This is a genomic window from Mycobacterium arosiense ATCC BAA-1401 = DSM 45069 (genome assembly GCF_002086125.1).
Lineage (GTDB): Bacteria > Actinomycetota > Actinomycetes > Mycobacteriales > Mycobacteriaceae > Mycobacterium > Mycobacterium arosiense.
Genome location: NZ_MVHG01000015.1, coordinates 55,750 through 72,530, shown reverse-complemented (window position 1 = coordinate 72,530; position 16,781 = coordinate 55,750). Strand labels below are relative to the sequence as shown.

Genomic DNA, 16,781 nt, shown 5'->3' with positions numbered 1-16,781 from the left:
TATAGAGGTCGATGCAGCGAAATCGAGTGGCCGAGAGATGAGGGCTGATCAAACGTGACGGTTGAGCTGGCACACCCGTCGACCGAGCCGCAGGGATCGCGATCGCCGGCCGAACCGGCTCATCCGCGGTGGTGGTTCATCTCCACGACGCCGGGGCGCATCTTGACCATCGGCATCGTGCTGGCCGTGCTCGGCGGCATCAGCGCCTTCGCCACGTCGACCACCATCAACCACCGGCAGCAGGTGCTGACCACGGTGCTCAACCACACCGAGCCGCTGTCGTTCGCCGCCGGGCGGCTCTACACCACGCTGTCGGTGGCCGACGCCGCGGCGGCGACCGCGTTCATCGCCGAGGCGGAGCCGCAGCCCGTGCGCCAGCGCTACGAGCAGGCCATCACCGACGCGTCCGTCGCCGTCACCCGGGCCTCGAGCGGGCTCACCGACGAACCGCTGGTGCAGCTGTTGGGCCGGATCAACGCCGAGTTGGCCGTGTACACCGGCCTGATCGAAATCGCCCGGACCAACAACCGGGAGGGCAACCCCGTCGGCTCGTCATACCTCTCGGAGGCATCGGGCCTGATGCAGTCGACGATCCTGCCCGACGCGGCGCGGCTCTATCAGGCGACATCGGAGCGGGTGGACGCCGAAACCACCGCGTCGACGCAGATCCCGGCCCCGGTGATCATGGTGGTCGGCGCCACCGTGGTCTTCGGCGCGTTCTCCCACCGCTGGCTGGCGCGGCGCACCCGACGCCGAATCAACCCCGGCCTGGTGGTGGGCGCACTCGCTATTCTCGTCATGGTGGTTTGGGTTGGAACTGCGCTGACCATTTCTACGACGGCCAGTCGTAGCGCGAAGGACACTGCCGCGGAATCCCTCAAGACGGTCACCAACGTCGCGATCACCGCCCAGCAGGCCCGTGCCGACGAAACCCTGTCGCTGATCCGGCGCGGCGACGAGGAGAAACGTAAGCAATCGTTCTACCAGCGCATCGATTCCATGCACCGCCAGCTAGACCAGTACATGTCCCGCAGCGACGCTGTGGACAAGCCCGACCTCGAAGGCGCCGACCAGCTGCTGCTGCGCTGGCGGCAGGCCAACGACCGGATCACCTCCTACATCTCGGTGGGTAATTACCGGGCCGCCACGCAGGTGGCGCTGGGCAGCAGCGAGGAAGACTCCACCCCGGCGTTCGACAAGCTGGAAGGCGAGCTGGTGAAGGCCATGGACCAGGGCCGCATCACGCTGCGCAACGACGTCATCAACGCGCGCAGCGGACTGTCCGGCGCTCAGGTGGGTGGCGTGGTGCTCAGCCTCGGCGCCGCCGTCGCGGTGGCGCTGGGCCTGTGGCCGAGGCTGAAAGAGTATCGATGATGCTCCGGCTGCGGATGCTTCGCCGGGCATGCACCGTGGCCACCGTGGTGGCGGTGCTGGCCGGTTGCGGACACACGGAATCGTTGCGAGTGGCCAGCGTGCCGACGTTGCCGCCGCCGACACCGGTCGGCATGGAGCAGTTGCCGCCGCAGCCGCCGCTGCCCCCGGACGGCCCGAACCAGAACTGCGACCTGACGGCCAGCCTGCGGCCGTTCCCCACCAAGGCGGAGGCCGACGCCGCCGTCGCCGACATCCGCGCCCGCGGCCGGCTGATCGTCGGGCTCGACATCGGCAGCAACCTGTTCAGCTTCCGCGACCCGATCACCGGCGAGATCACCGGTTTCGACGTCGACATCGCCGGCGAGATCGCGCGCGACATCTTCGGGGCGCCCTCGCACGTCGAGTACCGGATCCTGGCGTCGGACGAGCGGGTCACCGCGCTGCAAAACTCCGAGGTCGACATCGTGGTCAAGACCATGACGATCACCTGCGACCGGCGCAAGCTGGTGAACTTCTCGACCGTCTACCTCGACGCCAACCAGCGCATCCTGGCCCCGCGCGACTCGCCGATCGCCAAGGTCTCCGACCTCTCCGGCAAGCGCGTCTGCGTCGCGAAGGGCACCACGTCGCTGCACCGCATCCAGCAGATCGATCCGCCGCCGGTCGTGGTGTCGGTGGTCAACTGGGCCGACTGCCTGGTGGCGATGCAGCAGCGCGAGATCGACGCGGTAAGCACCGATGACTCAATACTGGCGGGGCTGGTAGAAGAGGACCCGTATCTGCACATCGTCGGGCCCAACATGGCCACCCAGCCCTATGGCATCGGGGTCAACCTGAACAACACCGGACTGGTGCGGTTCGTCAACGGAACTCTGGAACGGATTCGCCGGGACGGCACGTGGAACACGTTGTACCGCAAGTGGTTGACGGTGCTGGGCCCCGCGCCGGCCCCGCCCACACCGAGGTATCTGGACTGATGGCCGACCCGGACAAGCAAACCGAGCACCCGGAAACCGGGGCGGAGGACGCGGCCCCGGGCACGCAGCCGGCCGACGTCCAGACCGGCGCGGCGACCGGGCGGCTGCAGGCCACGCAGGCGCTGTTCCGTCCCGATTTCGACGACGACGATGACGACGACTTTCCGCACATCTCGCTGGGTGCCCTGGACACCGATCCGCAGGACCGCCTGACGGTCGCGACGCGATCGCTGCCGGCGGTCCGGCAGCTCGGCGGTGGCCTGGTCGAGATCCCGCGCGGGCGGGACATCGACCCACTCGAAGCCCTGATGACCAATCCTGTGGTGCCGGAGTCCAAGCGTTTCTGCTGGAACTGCGGAAAGCCGGTCGGCCGGTCCAGCAAGAAATCCAAGGGCACGTCGGAGGGCTGGTGCCCGTCCTGCGGCAGCCCGTATTCGTTTCTGCCGCAGCTCAATCCCGGCGACATCGTCGCGGGCCAGTACGAGGTCAAGGGCTGCATCGCCCACGGCGGTCTGGGTTGGGTCTACCTGGCGGTCGACCACAACGTCAACGACCGACCGGTGGTGCTCAAGGGTTTGGTGCACTCCGGCGACGCCGAGGCGCAGGCGATCGCCATGGCCGAACGACAGTTCCTGGCCGAGGTGGTCCACCCGCAGATCGTGCAGATCTTCAACTTCGTCGAGCACAAGGATCAGCACAACAATCCGGTCGGCCTCATCGTCATGGAGTACGTCGGTGGGCAGCCGCTCAAGCACGGCAAGGGTGAGAAGCTCCCCGTCGCCGAGGCCGTCGCCTACCTGCTGGAGATCCTGCCCGCGCTGAGCTATCTGCACTCCATCGGCCTGGTCTACAACGACCTGAAGCCGGAGAACATCATGCGCACCGAAGAGCAGTTCAAGCTGATCGACCTGGGCGCGGTGTCACGGATCAATTCGTTCGGATACCTGTACGGCACACCGGGTTTCCAGGCGCCCGAGATCGTGCGGACCGGGCCGACGGTGGCCACCGACATCTACACGGTGGGCCGCACGCTTGCCGCGCTGACGCTGAACCTGCCCACCCGCAACGGCCGCTACGTCGACGGCCTGCCCGAGGACGACCCGGTGCTGAGGACCTACGACTCCTTCCGCAGGTTGTTGCGTCGCGCCACCGACCCCGACCCGCGGCGCCGATTCTGCAGCACCGAGGAGATGTCCGCCCAGTTGATGGGCGTGCTGCGCGAGGTGGTCGCCCACGACAGCGGCGTTCCACGGCCCGGCTTGTCGACGATCTTTTCCCCCAGTCGCTCGACGTTCGGGGTGGACCTGCTGGTCGCGCACACCGACGTCTACCTGGACGGTCAGGTCCACTCGGAGAAGCTGACCGCCCGCGAAATCGTTACGGCACTGCAGGTTCCGCTGGTCGATCCCGCCGACGTCGCGGCTCCGGTGCTGCAGGCGACGGTGTTGTCCCAGCCGGTGCAGACGCTGGATTCGTTGCGCGCGGCGCGACACGGCACCCTGGACGCCGATGGCGTCGAGGTGTCCGAGTCGGTGGAGCTGCCGCTGATGGAGGTCCGCGCGCTGCTGGACCTCGGCGACGTGGCCAAGGCCACCCGCAAGCTCGACGACCTGGCCGCGCGGGTCGGCTGGCAATGGCGGCTGGTGTGGTACAAGGCCGTCGCCGAGCTGCTCACCGGCGACTACGATTCGGCCACAACGCATTTCACCGAAGTGCTGGACACCTTTCCCGGCGAGCTGGCGCCCAAGCTGGCGCTGGCCGCCACCGCGGAGTTGGCCGGCGAGGTCGACGACCACAAGTTCTACGAGACGGTGTGGAAGACCAATGACGGGGTGATCTCGGCCGCGTTCGGATTGGCCAGAACGCTGTCGGCGGAAGGGGATCGGGCCGCCGCGGTGCGCACGCTGGACGAGGTGCCCGCCACTTCGCGACACTTCACCACCGCGCGGCTGACCAGCGCGGTGACGCTGCTGTCCGGCCGGACCAAGCGCGAGATTACCGAGGAGGACATCCGCGACGCGGCGCGGCGGGTGGAGGCGCTGCCGCCCACCGAGCCCCGCGTGCTGCAGATCCGCGCCCTGGTGCTGGGCTGCGCGATGGACTGGCTGGAGGACAACAAGGCCAGCACCAACCACATCCTGGGCTTCCCGTTCACCGAGCACGGGTTGCGGCTCGGCGTCGAGGCGTCGCTGCGCAACCTGGCCCGCGTCGCGCCCACCCAGCGGCACCGCTACGCGCTGGTGGACATGGCGAACAGGGTGCGCCCCACCAGCACGTTCTAGCTCTCTGGCATGCCTTTTGCTCTTTGGCGCGCCTTTCCGGCGTGCCTTTGCGTCGAGTGTGAATCGTTGGCTTTCGGTGTGAACCTACGGCGGGGATTATTGGCGTGTCGCCGCCATATTTTCACGCTGAATACCGTGAATTCACAGTGGATTTCGCCAGCGCCGCCCGCACCCGGCGGATGATCGCTGCCGGCGGGTCCTCGGCGACGACCCGGACGACGATCCACCCCAGCTCCTCGAGCATCTCCATCCGGCGGATGTCCTTGACATACTGCTGCCGGTCGGTGCGGTGTTGGTCGCCGTCGTATTCGACGGCGACCATCGGGTCGCGCCAGCCCAGGTCGAGGTAGGCCGAGGGCAGGCCGTCGACCCCCAGCACCGGAATCTGGGTCTGCGGCCGGGGCAGGCCGGCGTCGATAAGGAGTAACCGCAGGAAGCTCTCCCGAGGGGATTGCGCTCCTGCGTCAACGAGTTCCAGCGCGGTTTCGAGCCTCCGCAGCCCGGGCGAACCAGGGTGTGCCCTCGCGACACGCAGCACGTCGTCGGTCTTGAAACCCGTCGCGCGGGCCAGCGCGTCCAGCCGCACGACGGCCGAGCGCACCGCGCCCCGCCTCCCGATATCGAAGGCGGTCCGCTCCGGACTCGTGACGGGCAGCCCGTCGCGGACCTGAGTTTCGCCGGCACCCAACCTGTCCCGGCGCGTCAGCACCCCGTCCGGGGGACGGGTGTTGGAGTGGATCAGCTCGACGGGAACACCGTCGGGAATCCATTCGGTGCCGTGCAGCGCCGCCGCGGCCGCTCCCCCGACGACCGCCCTGCGGCCCGACCAAAGCCAGGCCGCCCGGATGCGCATCTGCAGCGACGGCTCGACGTGTGCGGGCACGTACACGTTCGGAAACACCGCGCGATAGGCCGCCCGCAGCTGGTGACGGCTCAGCCTTCCCGACGCCAGCTCCTCGCTGCCGATGAACGGCGCTTGCCTCATGCCGCGAACCATCGCACGCCAACCGCGCTCTGCGGGTGCGACTGTGCACAGGCCCCGGCCGGACGGTTACCGGCTACGACGACAGCACGCTCACGCAGTCGCGGGCGATGGCCAGTTCTTCGTTGGTCGGGATCACCAGCACCGCGATCGGTGAATCGTCGGCCGAGATCCGGCGCGCCCCCTTGCCGCCGTCGAGGTTGCGGCGCTCATCGAGCACGATGCCCAGTTCTTCCATGCCGGCCATCGCGTCGCGGCGCACCGCGGGATCGTTCTCGCCGATGCCGGCGGTGAAGCTGATGACGTCGGTGTGCCCCAGCACCGCCAGGTAAGCACCGACGTACTTGCGCAACCGGTGGGTGAACACCTGAAGGGCCAATTGCGCCGCCCGGTCGCCGGACTCGATCATGGTGCGCAGCCGGCGAAAGTCACGCTGGCCGGACAACCCCAGCACGCCGGACCGCTGATTGAGCACGGACTCGATGTCGTCGACCCCCATGTCGGCCGCGTGCGACAGATAGGCGACGACGCTCGGATCGATATCGCCACTGCGGGTGCCCATCACCAACCCCTCCAGCGGGGTCAGACCCATCGAGGTGTCCAGCGGCCGGGTGCCGGCGATCGCCGACGCGGAGCAACCGTTACCCAGATGCAGCACAATCTGTTTCAGGTCGTCGACGGGCCGCTTCAGGAAGGCGGCGGCCTGCTCGCTGACGTAGCGGTGCGACGTACCGTGGAAGCCGTACCGGCGGATCTGATACCGCTGAGCCAGGTCGCGATCGATCGCGTAGGTGGCCGCCGCCGGGGGCAGTTCGTGGAAGAATCCGGTGTCGAACACCGCGATGTGGGCGATGCCGGGCAGCAGTTTCCGCGCGACATCGATGCCCTTGAGCGCGGGCGGGTTGTGCAGCGGGGCCAACTCCGACAATTCGTGCAGCCGGCCGATCACCGCATCATCCAGCAACGTGGGCCGATAAAAAGTGTTGCCGCCGTGCACCACCCGATGCCCCACCGCGACGATCCCGCTCGAATTCAGGTCGATGCCCTCGTCGGCCAACGCGTCGAACGCGCGGCGCAGCGCGGCGTCATGGTCGGGAACCGCCGACGATTCCTCTCCGATCCGCTCCACCAGGCCCGTCGCCCGGGCCGCACCCGAATCGGGGTCGACCACCTGGTATTTCAGCGACGACGAGCCGGAGTTGATCACCAGCACCACGCCGGAGCCCGTCACGGCTGCCCCTGCGCCTGGATCGCGGTAATGGCCACGGTGTTGACGATGTCTTCAACCAAGGCACCCCGCGACAGGTCGTTCACCGGCTTGCGCAGGCCCTGCAGCACCGGCCCGATGGCGAGCGCGCCGGCGCTGCGTTGCACCGCTTTGTAGGTGTTGTTGCCGGTGTTCAGGTCGGGGAAGATCAGCACCGTCGCGCGACCGGCCACCGGCGAGTCCCGCAATTTGGTGGCCGCGACCGACGGTTCGATCGCGGCGTCGTATTGAATGGGCCCCTCCACCGGCAAGGCGGGATTGCGTTCGCGCACCAATGCCGTTGCCGTCCTGACCTTGTCGACGTCCGCACCGGTACCGGAGTCGCCGGTCGAGTACGACAGCATCGCCACCCGCGGTTCAATGCCGAACTGCGCGGCGGTGCGCGCCGAGGAGATGGCGATGTCGGCCAGTTGCTCCGGTGTCGGGTTCGGGATGATCGCGCAGTCACCGTATGCCAGCACCCGGTCAGGCAGGCACATCAGGAAGATGCTGGACACCGTGGAGACGTCCGGGACCGTCTTGATGATCTCGAATGCCGGCCGTACGGTGTGCGCCGTGGTGTGCGCGGCGCCGGACACCATGCCGTCGACATGGGAGTTTTGCACCAGCATGGTGCCGAAATACGTGGCGTCGCACATGGTCTCGCGGGCCTGCTCGACCGTGACGCCCTTGGCCTTGCGCAACTCGGCGTACTGGTCGGCGAACTCGTCGCGCAGCGGGCTGCTGCGCGGATCGATGACGGTCGCGTCGCCTAGGTCCACCCCGAGTTCTCCTGCGCGCTGGCGGATTTGGGCTTCGTCACCCAGGATGGTCAGGTCGGCGACGCGGCGCTGCAGCACCCGGCCCGCCGACCGCAGGATACGGTCGTCGTCGCCTTCGGGTAGCACGATGTGCTTACGATCCGACCGTGCCTGCAGCGTCAGCTGGTGAATGAACATTTGCGGCGTGACCACGGTTGGGATCGGAATGGCAAGCTGGGCAAGCAGATCGGTGATGTCGACGTGGCTGTCCATCAGCTCCACCGCGGTGTCGATCTTGCGTTGCGAGGTCGCGGTGACCCGGCCGCGGGCCGAGGCCGCCGCACCGGCCGTGTCGTAGGTGCCCAATGCGGTGGCGACGATGGGCAGGCGCAGCCGAAGCCCGGCGACCAGGGCGGCGATGGACGGGTGCAGCTGAAATCCCCCGTTGAGCACGATGCACGACAGCGACGGGAAGCCTTCGGCCGCATGGGCACTGGCGACGGCGAGCACCACGTCCGAGCGGTCGCCGGGGGTGATGACCGCCATGCCGTCGCGCAACCGTTCCAGGACGTGGTCGGCGGTCATCCCGGCGACCAGCACGCCGGTGACCTCGCGTTCGCGCAGTGACTCTTCGCCGCTGACCGGCGTCGCGCCGACCGCCTTTTGCAGCTCGGCCACCGTCGGCGCGGACAGCAGCGGCGCGTCGGGCAGCACGTAGCTGCGCTGGGCGAATTTACCCAAGGCCTGCGCGACCTCGGTCAGCTCGGCCGGCTCGCAGCGGTTGGCCACCACGGCGGCGGTGTGGGCATGCTGGGCGTCCAGTTCGGCGAGGCATACCTCGACGACGCCGGCCACCTCGGCGGCCGCGCGCCCCTTGCCGCTGACCGTCAGCAACAACGGCGCACCGAGATTGACCGCGATGCGCGCGTTGGTCGAAAGCTCCGCGGGCCGGGCCACATCGGTGTAGTCGCTGCCGACGATCACCACCACGTCGCACATCTCGGCCACCGCGTGGTAGGCGTCGACGATGCCGGCGATGGCCGCGTCAAAGTCGGCGTGCAGCTGCGCATAGGTGACGCCGACGCATTGCTCGTAGGTCAGGCCCGCGGTGGTCCGCGACAACAGCAGTTCCAGGATGTAGTCGCGGTCCTCACCGTCGTCGGAGCGCGTAATCGGGCGGAACACACCGACTTTGGCGACCGTCGCGGTCAGCCGGTGCAGCAGCCCGAGCGCGATCGTCGACTTCCCGGTCTCCGGCTCGGGGGCCGCGATATAGATCGCTGTCACTGGACCGACACCGGGGCAAAGGCCCCTCAGGCCAGTCGCCGCAGCCGCGGCGCCAGGTCCTTCTCGAAGAGCTCGAGGAACCGGCGCTGGTCATGGCCGGGTGCGTGGAACACCAGGTGGTTCAGGCCCCATTTCACGTACTGGCCCACCTTTTCGACCGCCTCGTCGGGATCCGAAGCCACGATCCAGCGCTTGGCGACCTGCTCGATGGGCAGCTCGTCGGCGGCCTTCTCCATTTCCAGCGGGTCGTGAATGCCGGTCTTCTGTTCGGCCGTCAGCGACAGCGGCGCCCAGAACCGGGTGTTCTCCAGCGCCTTGTCCGGGTCGGTGTCGTAGGAGATCTTGATTTCGATCATCCGGTCGACGTCGTCGGGGTTCTTGCCGGCCGCCTCCGCGCCCTCCCTCATGGCGGGCATCAGCTTGTCCTTATACAGCTCCTCGCCCTTGCCCGAGGTGCAGATGAACCCGTCGCCGGCGCGGCCCGCGTACTTGGCCACCTGCGGACCGCCCGCGGCGATGTAGATCGGGATGCCGCCCTCGGGCACGTCATAGATGGAGGCGCCCTTGGTGTGGTAATACTCGCCCTCGAAGTCGACGCGGTCGCCCAGCCACAGTTCGCGCATCAGCCGCACCGATTCGCGCAGCCGGGCATAGCGTTCCTTGAACTCCGGCCACTCGCCCTCGTATCCGGTGGCGATCTCGTTGAGCGACTCGCCGGTGCCGACGCCGAGGAAAATGCGATCCGGGTACAGGCACCCCATCGTGGCGAACGCCTGCGCGATGACGGCGGGGTTGTACCGGAAGGTCGGGGTCAGCACCGAGGTGCCCAGCACCAGCCTCTTGGTGCGCTCGCCGACGGCGGTCATCCAGGCCAGCGAGAACGGCGCGTGCCCACCCTCGTGCCGCCACGGCTGGAAGTGGTCACTGACGGTTGCGCTGTCCATGCCGTGCCCCTCGGCGGCGACAGCGAGTTCGACGAGCTCGCGCGGTGCAAATTGTTCAGCGGAAGCTTTGTATCCGAGTTTCAGTTCAGCCACTCGTTCTTTCTACTCCTGCGCCAAGGGTCGCGACCCGCCGCGCCCGGCTACGCCGCGCTTGCGATCGCTCCTGCGCCAAGGGTCGCGACCCGCCGCGCCCGGCTACGCCGCGCTTGCGATCGCTCCTGCGCCAAGGGTCGCGACCCGCCGCGCCCGGCTACGCCGCGCTTGCGATCGCTCCTGCGCCAAGGGTCGCGACCCGCCGCGCCCGGCTACGCCGCGCTTGCGATCGCTCCTGCGCCAAGGGTCGCGACCCGCCGCGCCCTACACTCGCGGGCATGGGATCGGCACCAGCTCTGGTTCAAGTGACCGATACGGTGTACCTCGCCCAGGGAGAGGCCGTTAACTGGACGCTGGTCGTCGACGGCACCGGCGTGCTGATGATCGACGCCGGATATCCCGGCGACCGCGAGGCCGTGCTGTCGTCGCTGCGGGAGCTCAGCTACGGCCCCGGCGACGTGCGCGCCGTCCTGCTCACGCACGCACACATCGACCACCTGGGCTCGGCGATCTGGCTCGCCAGCGAATACGGCACCGCCGTGTACTGCCACGCCGAGGAGGTGGGCCACGCCAAGCGGGAGTACCTGCAACAGGCATCGGTTTTCGATGTGGCCCTGCGCATTTGGCGGCCACGGTGGGCGGCGTGGGGCCTGCACGTGCTGCGCAGCGGCGGCTTGATCCGCGACGGCATTCCCGCCACCCGGCCGCTGACCGCCGAGGTGGCCGCCGCGCTGCCGGGTCACCCGAGGCCGGTGTTCACCCCCGGGCACACCAGCGGGCACTGCTCGTACGTGGTGGACGGGGCGCTGGTCAGCGGCGACGCGCTGATCACCGGGCACCCACTGCTGTGCCGGGGTGGGCCGCAGCTGCTGCCCGCGGTGTTCAGCCACAGCCAGCAGAACTCGCTGCGCAGCCTGGACGCACTGGCCCTGCTGGACACCGAGGTCCTGTTGCCCGGCCACGGCGACGTGTGGCGCGGCCCGATCCGGGAAGCGACGGCGCGGGCAGTCGCGCTTGCCCAGTAAGGCGAAACCGACTGCGAATTCACGGGTTTGAGCGAGAATCCTTGGTCTTCAGCGTGAACCTACGGCGGCTGTTGTCGGCGTGTCGCCACCAAGAATTCACACCGAAAGCCGACGATTCACACTGGTGAAGGCGAAGCCAGCAGCAAACGCCTAACTCAGCCACTTCTCGAAGGCGATCGGAATGAACGGGCCCCAGTTAGGCAGCGGATCCGGTGTTGTCCGGGTGTATCCCGTCGCGTCATAGAGCGCCTCGGCCTCGGGCTGCCGGTTGCCGGTGATCAGGTAGAGCCGCCGATACCCCCGCGCCAGGGTTTCGGCCTCCAGCGCAGCCAGCAGCGCCCTGGCGTAGCCGCGGCGCCGGTGCGCGCCGTCGGTCCAAATCCGCTTCAGCTCGGCGGTCTCGGCGTCGTAGCGGCGAAACGCACCGCCGGTCACCGGCACCCCGTCCACGACGCCGATCAGCAGTCCGCCGTCCGGCGGCGCCAACTCGGCCTCGGGCACGGGCAGCCAGGCCAGGTGGGCGCTCGGTGTGCCGCCGTACCGTTGCGCATACTCGACGGCCAGTTCGGCCAGCAGCGGTTGCGCCAGCGGGTCGTCGTAAGTGACCGACACGAACCGCAGTTGGCCGTGGGGCGTGGTTGACTCCGGCATCACCAAGGCTCAAACGCGGGTCGCGGTGAGGTATTCCGGGACGAACTCGGAGTCGCCGGGGCCCGTCCGTCGCCGCTTGTCTAGGCCTATCGCACCCAACAGTTCGGTGATGTCGCGCCCGGCCGTTTTCCAGCCCTGGTTCGCCAAATACTCTGGCAAATAATGGTATTCGCCGGGATGGGTCAGGCTGGCCAGGTCGAGGTCCAGGCCGCGCCGCCGCCAGCCGTCGACGAAAGCGCGCTCGGCCCCGAGCTGCAACGGATTCCAGGTGGGCATGTGGTCGGCCGTGAACCGGCTGCCGGGAGCGCTCGAGGCGGTCACGGCGTCGAGCAGTCGATTCTGCTCGTCGGGCGCCAAGTAGCCGACGAGCAACTGCTCGGCGACCCAGACCGTGGGCTGGGCGGCGTCGAACCCGACCCGGCGCAGCGCCGCCGGCCAATCCCGGCTCAGCTCAGTGCCGACCGCGCACCGGTGGGTGGCCAATTCGGCGTCCAGCTTGCGCAGCACCTCGGCTTTGAAGTCGAGCACCTGTGGCCGATCGACCTCATAGACCGTGGTGCCCCTGGGCCACCACAGCCGGTACGGCCGGGTGTCCGAACCCGACGCCAGGATCACCACCTGGCGGATTCCCGCCCGGCCGGCGTCGGCCAGGAATTCATCCACGAACCGCGTGTGCGCCGCCAACGCGTCCATCAGCGCCGTCACGGCCGGGTCGTCGCCCTCGTCGGCCGCGAACACGTGGTCCTTGATCGCGCGGGTGAGGTAGTCGATCCCGGCGGCGCACAACAGCGGCTCGGCGAACGGATCGTTCAGCAGGCCCCGGTGCGTGGCCACCGCCCGCGCGGCCGCGCCGAAGGCCGCGGTCACGGCCAGGTCAACCGTCTGCGCCATGGTCGGCTCAGACGCCGGAGCGGCGCCGCAGGGACACCGCGGCGGCCACTCGCCAGCCCAGCAACAACACCGCGGTGACCGTCGTGGCCACCATTACGAAACTTGCCGCCACGCCCGCGGACGTCGCCTTGCGCAGCAGCATGCCGACGACCACGGTGCACAGCCACACGCTGACCCCGGTCGGCGCCACCGCCGTCGGCCGCCGCCACGCGCGGGAGACGACCCACCCGACGACGGTGCCGGTGAGAAACGGCCACGCCGTCATGGCGACGCCGGTGATGTTGAGGCCCTCGTCGTGGCTGCGGCGCCCCACGGCGCAGAACACCAGCACGGCGATGACGTCCACCGCGAGCCAGGCCGGCCGCTTGCGCCCAAGCATGCAGCGAGACTACCGGGACGCCGCCCGATCTTGACCGCGCAGCCGCGGTGAACCTAGATTCGTCAGCGATGAATAGGCATTCACTACGGCGGCCCTTCGGTGGTAACCGTCGGCCCGGCGGTGGCAGGCTGATCACATGAGCACCCAGACGCCACCCGCCTTCGACCCCGACGACCCGCTCGGCCTCGACGCCTCGCTATCCAGCGACGAGCTCGCGGTGCGCGACACCGTCAGGCAATTCTGCGCCGAGAACGTCCTGCCGCACGTGGCGGAGTGGTTCGAGATCGGCGACCTGCCGGTGCGCGAACTGGCCAAGGGGTTCGGTCAGCTCGGCCTGCTGGGCATGCACCTGAATGGGTACGGCTGCGGCGGCGCCTCGGCCGTGCACTACGGACTGGCGTGCGTGGAGCTCGAGGCCGCCGACTCCGGCCTTCGGTCGATGGTCTCGGTGCAGGGTTCGCTGGCCATGTTCGCGATCTGGAATTTCGGATCCGAGGAGCAGAAACAACAATGGCTGCCCGGCATGGCCACCGGCGAGCTGCTCGGCTGCTTCGGACTGACCGAACCCGACGTCGGCTCCGATCCCGCCGCCATGAAAACTCGGGCCCGCAAAGATGGTTCGGACTGGGTGCTCAACGGCCGCAAGCTGTGGATCACCAACGGCTCGGTGGCCGACGTCGCCGTCGTGTGGGCCGCCACCGACGACGGCATCCGCGGCTTCATCGTGCCCACCAAGACACCGGGGTTCTCCGCCAACACGATTCATCACAAGCTCTCGCTGCGGGCCTCCATCACCAGCGAGCTGGTGCTCGACGACGTGCGGGTGCCCGCCGAGGCGATGCTGCCCGAGGCCAAGGGGCTGCGCGGGCCGCTGTCCTGTCTGTCCGAGGCCCGCTACGGAATCGTCTGGGGCTCGATGGGAGCCGCGCGCTCGGCGTGGCAGGCCGCATTGGATTACGCCACGCAGCGCACCCAGTTCGGCCGCCCCATCGCCGGCTTCCAGCTGACCCAGGCCAAGCTCGTCGACATGGCCGTCGAGCTGCACAAGGGCCAGCTGCTCTCGCTGCACCTCGGCCGCCTCAAGGACAGCGCCGGGCTGCGACCCGAGCAGGTCAGCTTCGGCAAGCTCAACAACACCCGCGAGGCGATCAAGATCTGCCGGACCGCACGAACCATATTGGGCGGCAACGGAATATCGCTGGAATACCCCGTCATCCGGCACATGGTGAACCTGGAATCGGTGCTGACGTACGAGGGCACACCGGAGATGCACCAGCTCGTCCTCGGCCAGGCGTTCACCGGCAGCGACGCCTTCCGCTGACACCAGACCGATGGCCACACGACTGGAGTACACGTCCGAGCATCACCAATTCCGGGAATTGGTACGTGATTTCGTGCAGCGGACGGTCGTACCCAATCACGAAAAGTGGGAACGGGACGGCCAGTGGGATCGCTCGCTGTTCATCGAAGCCGGAAAGCTGGGACTGCTGGGCTTTTCGGTGCCCGAGCGGCTGGGCGGCCCGGGCGTGGCCGACTTCCGCTACAACGCGATCGTCATCGACGAGCTGCAGCGGGCGGGTGCGGCCGCCGAAGCCATCGCCTTCACGCTGCAAAACGACGTGGTGCTGCCCTACCTCACCGACCTGACCACCCCGGAACAGCAACGGCGCTGGCTGCCCGGCGTGGTCACCGGCGAGACGGTGCTCGCCATCGCGATGACCGAGCCCGGCACCGGCAGCGATCTGGCCGGGATCCGCACGACGGCGGTGCCGGACGGGGACGACTACGTCGTCAACGGCGCCAAGACATTCATCTCCAACGGACAGATCGGCGACCTGTTCGTCGTCGCGGTGCGCACCTCGCCGGACCGCCATCACGGGCTGTCGCTGCTGGTCGTCGACCCCGCCACACCGGGCTTCTCCCGCGGCCGCAACCTGGAGAAGATCGGTCTGCACGCCCAGGACACCAGCGAGCTCGCCTTCACCGATATGCGGGTGCCGAAGGCGAACCTGCTCGAAGAAGAGGGCAAGGGCTTTTATCAGTTGATGAAAAACCTGCCCCAGGAGCGGCTCGCGCTGGGGGTGGGGGCGGTGGCCGCCGCGGAGGGCATCCTCGCCGAGACCCTGGACTACGTGCGTTACCGCACGGCGTTCGGGTCACCGATCGCCGGCTTCCAGAACAGCCAATTCGTGCTCGCCGAACTGGCCACCGAAATCGACATTGCCCGCACCTATCTCGACGACTGCCTGGCCGAGCACCTGGCGGGCGAGTTGACCGCCGCGCGCGCCGCGCGGCTGAAGTGGTGGACCACCGACCTGCAGGTGCGCACCGCCGACCGCTGCCTGCAGTTGCACGGCGGGTATGGCTACATGCGCGAATACGGCGTGGCGCGCGCCTTCGTCGACGCCCGCATCCAAACCATCTATGGCGGCACCAACGAGATCATGAAGGCGATCATCGCCAAGGACCTGGGCATCTGATGGCCGTCGATTACAGCGAGCTTCCGGTCGAAGAGGCCGTGCGTGCGGCCCGGGCCGACTCGCGGCGCCGCCAGGTGCTCGACGCCGCGGTCAAGGTCATGGGCCGCAACGGTTTTCACCAGATGTCCATGCAGGACCTGGCGAGCGAGGCCAAGGTTTCCGTCGGCCTGATCTACAAGTACTTCGGCGGCAAGGAGGACCTGCTGCTCGCGACGATCGTGCGCATTTTGGACGTGTTCCGCGATCAGTTGGCACCGGTCATCGCGGCTGCCGGCGACGACGTCGTCGACCAGCTGACCGCGGGCGTGCGCCGCTATATCGAGATCGTCGACGCCAACCTCGACGGCGTGGTGTTGACCTACCGGGAGAGCCGCACGCTCGGGGCGCCCGGTCGCGCCCAGATCAAGGACCTCGAAATCGCCACCGCCGCACCGCTGCGCGCGGTGATCGAGGCCGGCATCGCCGGGGGCGTCTTCCGCGGCGTCGACGTCGACCTCACCGTGTTCGACATCATGCTGCTCGCCCACGGCTGGGCGCTCAAGCACTGGCACTTCGGGACGAACTACAGCATCGATCAGTACATCGCGCTGCAGACGCACCACCTGCTGACCGGATTGATCGCCGACGACCGCCGCGCCGACTACGCACACGTGCTGAAATCAAGGTCATGAGACTCACCCCGCGCCGGATTCGCAGCGCGATCGCGATGCTGGCCCTGGGCGCCGCCGCCGGCATGCCCGCGGCGGGCGCCGACCCCGTCGCCGCCCTGCCCGCGATGACGTCCAGCGGCAGCGGGCCGATCATCGGGGGCGGCTCTACGGCCGGGCAGGGAATCTCCCAGCAGCTCTTCAGCTTTGGCAAGCCAAACGTCGTCCAGGAGGTGGACGGCTCGGACGCGGCGCAGTTCATCAACGCCGCGGCCGGGACCGGCAGCCAGCAGCTGGCGGGCCCCTTCTCGCTGCTGCGCCGCGCGTTGACCTGTCAAACCAACAACGCCGGATTCGGCGCGCGCCTACCGCCGCAACGACGGGCAGTGGGGAGGCGCGATGTTGGTCGCGGCCAAGAGCACCACACCCAACGTCGACGGACTGATCGCCTGCGCCAAAACCAATTGGCGCAAGTCGGCGGCCGGTGGCGAAGCCACCATGTGCAACAACGGCTGGACCACCCCTACCTCGTACGAAAGCCGCCGTGGCGAGACGTATTACGTCCTGCTCGCCGGCACCGCCGCCGACTTCTGCAGCGACCTCAACGGCAAGTACAAGACCGACGCCAACGCGTGGCCGTTCTAGGCCGACCGCGGGTGCCGCCGACCGGCGGTGAAATCGATTGGCTGCTTGGCGGTTTCGTCGCGACTCGGACACCGCCGGTTCGGGCCCTTTGAATTCATATCCAGTGTGCGCATACCA

Annotated in this window: 14 protein-coding genes and 1 pseudogene; 8 read left to right on the top strand and 7 right to left on the bottom strand. The window is 68.4% G+C overall.

Going from position 1 to position 16,781, the window contains the following annotated elements:
- Nucleotides 1-54 precede the first annotated feature (54 nt).
- The 3 genes from glnX to BST14_RS09370 are packed head-to-tail and all read left to right on the top strand — an operon-like array spanning nucleotide 55 to nucleotide 4,633.
- Complete coding sequence (gene glnX, locus BST14_RS09380; RefSeq protein WP_083064229.1) at nucleotides 55-1,374, top strand: protein kinase G-activating protein GlnX; 1,320 nt, start codon at nucleotides 55-57, stop codon at nucleotides 1,372-1,374.
- Nucleotides 1,374-2,351: a glutamate ABC transporter substrate-binding protein gene (locus tag BST14_RS09375; RefSeq protein ID WP_083064228.1), complete on the top strand. Its 978-nt coding sequence runs from the start codon at nucleotides 1,374-1,376 to the stop codon at nucleotides 2,349-2,351. Before glnX ends, BST14_RS09375 begins: the two co-directional genes overlap by 1 nt.
- Nucleotides 2,351-4,633: a serine/threonine-protein kinase PknG gene (locus BST14_RS09370; RefSeq protein ID WP_083064227.1), complete on the top strand. Its 2,283-nt coding sequence runs from the start codon at nucleotides 2,351-2,353 to the stop codon at nucleotides 4,631-4,633. The genes BST14_RS09375 and BST14_RS09370 overlap by 1 nt, the downstream gene beginning before the upstream one ends.
- Before the next feature lie 121 nt (nucleotides 4,634-4,754).
- Here BST14_RS09370 and BST14_RS09365 read toward each other — a convergent pair whose 3' ends face one another.
- The 4 genes from BST14_RS09365 to fgd form a co-directional block, all read right to left on the bottom strand.
- Nucleotides 4,755-5,618: a type IV toxin-antitoxin system AbiEi family antitoxin gene (locus tag BST14_RS09365; RefSeq protein ID WP_083064263.1), complete on the bottom strand. Its 864-nt coding sequence runs from the start codon at nucleotides 5,616-5,618 to the stop codon at nucleotides 4,755-4,757.
- A 73-nt stretch (nucleotides 5,619-5,691) separates the two neighbouring features.
- Nucleotides 5,692-6,846 (bottom strand): acetate kinase, encoded by a 1,155-nt coding sequence (locus tag BST14_RS09360; protein ID WP_438502144.1) that lies wholly within the window; start codon nucleotides 6,844-6,846, stop codon nucleotides 5,692-5,694.
- The gene (gene pta, locus BST14_RS09355) at nucleotides 6,843-8,909 is read right to left on the bottom strand and encodes a phosphate acetyltransferase (RefSeq protein ID WP_083064226.1); all 2,067 of its coding nucleotides are present in this window, start codon (nucleotides 8,907-8,909) and stop codon (nucleotides 6,843-6,845) included. Before pta ends, BST14_RS09360 begins: the two co-directional genes overlap by 4 nt.
- Nucleotides 8,910-8,935: 26 nt before the next feature.
- Entirely contained in the window at nucleotides 8,936-9,946 is a 1,011-nt protein-coding gene (fgd, locus tag BST14_RS09350; RefSeq protein WP_083064225.1) for a glucose-6-phosphate dehydrogenase (coenzyme-F420), read from the bottom strand.
- Nucleotides 9,947-10,224: 278 nt separating this feature from the next.
- Between fgd and BST14_RS09345 the strand changes: the two genes are divergently transcribed.
- The gene (locus tag BST14_RS09345; RefSeq protein ID WP_083064261.1) at nucleotides 10,225-10,971 is read left to right on the top strand and encodes an MBL fold metallo-hydrolase; all 747 of its coding nucleotides are present in this window, start codon (nucleotides 10,225-10,227) and stop codon (nucleotides 10,969-10,971) included.
- Between the two features lie 150 nt (nucleotides 10,972-11,121).
- On the opposite strand, the gene BST14_RS09340 is transcribed toward BST14_RS09345, so the two are convergent.
- From BST14_RS09340 to BST14_RS09330, 3 genes are read right to left on the bottom strand one after another with little or no spacing between them, the layout of a single operon-like run.
- Nucleotides 11,122-11,625: a GNAT family N-acetyltransferase gene (locus tag BST14_RS09340; RefSeq protein ID WP_083064260.1), complete on the bottom strand. Its 504-nt coding sequence runs from the start codon at nucleotides 11,623-11,625 to the stop codon at nucleotides 11,122-11,124.
- A 6-nt stretch (nucleotides 11,626-11,631) separates the two neighbouring features.
- Entirely contained in the window at nucleotides 11,632-12,513 is an 882-nt protein-coding gene (locus tag BST14_RS09335) for a class I SAM-dependent methyltransferase (protein WP_083064224.1), read from the bottom strand.
- A 7-nt stretch (nucleotides 12,514-12,520) separates the two neighbouring features.
- Nucleotides 12,521-12,892, bottom strand: a complete 372-nt coding sequence (locus tag BST14_RS09330) for a DUF3054 domain-containing protein (protein WP_083064223.1) — start codon at nucleotides 12,890-12,892, stop codon at nucleotides 12,521-12,523.
- Between the two features lie 136 nt (nucleotides 12,893-13,028).
- On the opposite strand from BST14_RS09330, the gene BST14_RS09325 reads away from it, so the two are divergent.
- The 4 genes and pseudogenes from BST14_RS09325 (at nucleotide 13,029) to BST14_RS09310 (ending at nucleotide 16,664) form a co-directional block, all read left to right on the top strand.
- Nucleotides 13,029-14,213, top strand: a complete 1,185-nt coding sequence (locus BST14_RS09325) for an acyl-CoA dehydrogenase family protein (RefSeq protein ID WP_083064222.1) — start codon at nucleotides 13,029-13,031, stop codon at nucleotides 14,211-14,213.
- Between the two features lie 10 nt (nucleotides 14,214-14,223).
- Nucleotides 14,224-15,372: an acyl-CoA dehydrogenase family protein gene (locus tag BST14_RS09320; protein ID WP_083064221.1), complete on the top strand. Its 1,149-nt coding sequence runs from the start codon at nucleotides 14,224-14,226 to the stop codon at nucleotides 15,370-15,372.
- Nucleotides 15,372-16,043, top strand: a complete 672-nt coding sequence (locus BST14_RS09315; RefSeq protein ID WP_083064220.1) for a TetR/AcrR family transcriptional regulator — start codon at nucleotides 15,372-15,374, stop codon at nucleotides 16,041-16,043. Before BST14_RS09320 ends, BST14_RS09315 begins: the two co-directional genes overlap by 1 nt.
- Nucleotides 16,040-16,664: pseudogene (locus BST14_RS09310) on the top strand (hypothetical protein). The gene BST14_RS09315 and the pseudogene BST14_RS09310 overlap by 4 nt, the downstream one beginning before the upstream one ends.
- Nucleotides 16,665-16,781 lie beyond the last annotated feature (117 nt).

Coding starts and splice junctions, on each gene's coding strand:
- BST14_RS09375 (WP_083064228.1), top strand. CDS start 1,374: ATGCTCCGGCTGCGGATGCTTCGCCGGGCATGCACCGTGGCCACCGTG.
- BST14_RS09370 (WP_083064227.1), top strand. CDS start 2,351: ATGGCCGACCCGGACAAGCAAACCGAGCACCCGGAAACCGGGGCGGAG.
- BST14_RS09365 (WP_083064263.1), bottom strand. CDS start 5,618: ATGAGGCAAGCGCCGTTCATCGGCAGCGAGGAGCTGGCGTCGGGAAGG.
- BST14_RS09345 (WP_083064261.1), top strand. CDS start 10,225: ATGGGATCGGCACCAGCTCTGGTTCAAGTGACCGATACGGTGTACCTC.
- BST14_RS09335 (WP_083064224.1), bottom strand. CDS start 12,513: ATGGCGCAGACGGTTGACCTGGCCGTGACCGCGGCCTTCGGCGCGGCC.
- BST14_RS09330 (WP_083064223.1), bottom strand. CDS start 12,892: ATGCTTGGGCGCAAGCGGCCGGCCTGGCTCGCGGTGGACGTCATCGCC.
- BST14_RS09325 (WP_083064222.1), top strand. CDS start 13,029: ATGAGCACCCAGACGCCACCCGCCTTCGACCCCGACGACCCGCTCGGC.
- BST14_RS09320 (WP_083064221.1), top strand. CDS start 14,224: ATGGCCACACGACTGGAGTACACGTCCGAGCATCACCAATTCCGGGAA.
- BST14_RS09315 (WP_083064220.1), top strand. CDS start 15,372: ATGGCCGTCGATTACAGCGAGCTTCCGGTCGAAGAGGCCGTGCGTGCG.